General features: G+C 47.8%; 2 protein-coding genes and 1 pseudogene. All 3 read left to right on the top strand.

Annotation, left to right across the window (positions count from 1 at the left end; all coding sequences use genetic code 11):
- Positions 1 to 342 (top strand): annotated as a pseudogene (locus tag A2517_RS05310) (TetR/AcrR family transcriptional regulator); the annotation flags it as partial.
- A complete protein-coding gene (locus A2517_RS05305) occupies positions 323 to 1,219 on the top strand; it encodes a hydrogenase (protein WP_294894861.1) in 897 nt (298 codons plus the stop codon). The pseudogene A2517_RS05310 and the gene A2517_RS05305, both read left to right, overlap by 20 nt.
- A partial coding sequence (locus tag A2517_RS05300) for a nickel-dependent hydrogenase large subunit (protein WP_294894859.1) occupies positions 1,206 to 1,570 on the top strand: 365 nt, incomplete at its 3' end. The genes A2517_RS05305 and A2517_RS05300, both read left to right, overlap by 14 nt.

Genomic DNA, 1,570 nt, shown 5'->3' with positions numbered 1-1,570 from the left:
ATTGAAGCGATCGTCCATATGTATTTCCGTATTGCCAAAGATCGACCGGAGACGATCGAGTATTTTTTACGGGTCTACCTCTCCAATCGGGAAGTATTTCAGAACTGCTGTGAGGGGATGATCTGCGTCTCCGCTTTTGTAACGGAAATGATGATCTTCTTCGAAGAGGGTGTACGATGCGGTGAGTTGAGAGATCAGGATTTTTTCAGTGCGTTCGGTCTTTTCATGGGGTATTTGGGGGGGATGGTGTTTATCCACGGTGAAAATATTCTCCCTAAACCGCTGGAGAGTTACGAGCACACCATTGCCGAAAATATCTATTATGCCCTCAAATCCCGCTAAGCTCCGCGTCATTTGGCTACAGGGGATCACCTGCAACGGCAACACTCACTCTTTTTTAAATGATCCTTCTTTGGGAACACTTTTAGATTCGATTGAGTTGCTCCATCATCCGCTCCTCCCATGTGCCAAGACACTCAAAGAACTTGTCAAAAAACTTCCCAAGTCCGATATCCTTATTTTCGAGGGGGCATACAGTCCCTCTTTCGAGCGTGCTGGAATGGCGATGGAGAGCCTTTTGATGACACTAGCATTGAAAACGAAACATATTATCTCGATGGGAAGTTGTGCGAGTTTTGGCGGAATCTTTAAAGAGAATGATCCTGAACACATTAGCGGGATAGTATTTGATAAAGAAAACGACAGCGGCCCTTTGCGGGATATGCGCAAAAAAGTGATTACCCTCAGCGGTTGTCCCGCTCATCCCAAATGGCTCAGTTTTGTGATCGAAATGATTAAAGCGAATAAACCTATTTTGGTCGATGAATATCGCCGCCCGAGGGAGTTGTATGCTTATCTCGTCCATAACGGATGTTTACGAAACGAGTATTTTGAGTGGAAAGTGGACAGCGATCATTTCGGAACCAAAGAGGGGTGTCTGTTTTATGCTCAAGGGTGCCAAGGCCCCTTTACCCACGGAAGCTGTAATAAAATTCTTTGGAATGAGGTGAGTTCCAAAACCCGCTCGGGGACACCGTGTGTCGGGTGTACCGAACCCACATTTCCTAAGCGGGATCTTTTCACGACCAAAACGTATATGTCTATCCCTTCTGAGATGCCTTTAGGGATACCGAAACGGAGTTATCTGGCACTCGCAGGGGCAGCAAAATCGTTCCATATCAAACGGCTGGAAGAGAGGTTGATTGATGATCACACATGAGCTGATCGAGCGGATCGAGGGGGAAGCGGTACTCGATTTTCAGACCGATAAAAGCGGAGTGGTTCAGGATGCCGCTATCCGATTCTTGCATTTTCGGGGGATGGAGGCGATCTTAGAAGGGCGCAATGCGCTCGATGCCCTCGTCATCGCTCCGCGTGTCTGCGGTATTTGCGGCCATTCGCATTTGATCGCGGCGGCTAGAATGATCGAAAACGCCTACATTGATGCGGGGTTCTCTCTCACGATCAGCCCCAAAGCTCATGCGATTCGGGAAATCACCCTCTCATGTGAACTGATCCAAAACCATATCAAATGGCTCTATCTCGTTATGCTCCATGAGAGCGGGAAGTT

It is taken from the genome of Sulfuricurvum sp. RIFOXYD12_FULL_44_77 (genome assembly GCF_001830725.1).
Lineage (GTDB): Bacteria > Campylobacterota > Campylobacteria > Campylobacterales > Sulfurimonadaceae > Sulfuricurvum > Sulfuricurvum kujiense_A.
The sequence above is the reverse complement of the archived record's forward strand: the minus strand, read 5'-3'. Positions and strand labels throughout refer to the sequence as shown.

Coding starts and splice junctions, on each gene's coding strand:
- A2517_RS05305 (WP_294894861.1), top strand. CDS start 323: ATGCCCTCAAATCCCGCTAAGCTCCGCGTCATTTGGCTACAGGGGATC.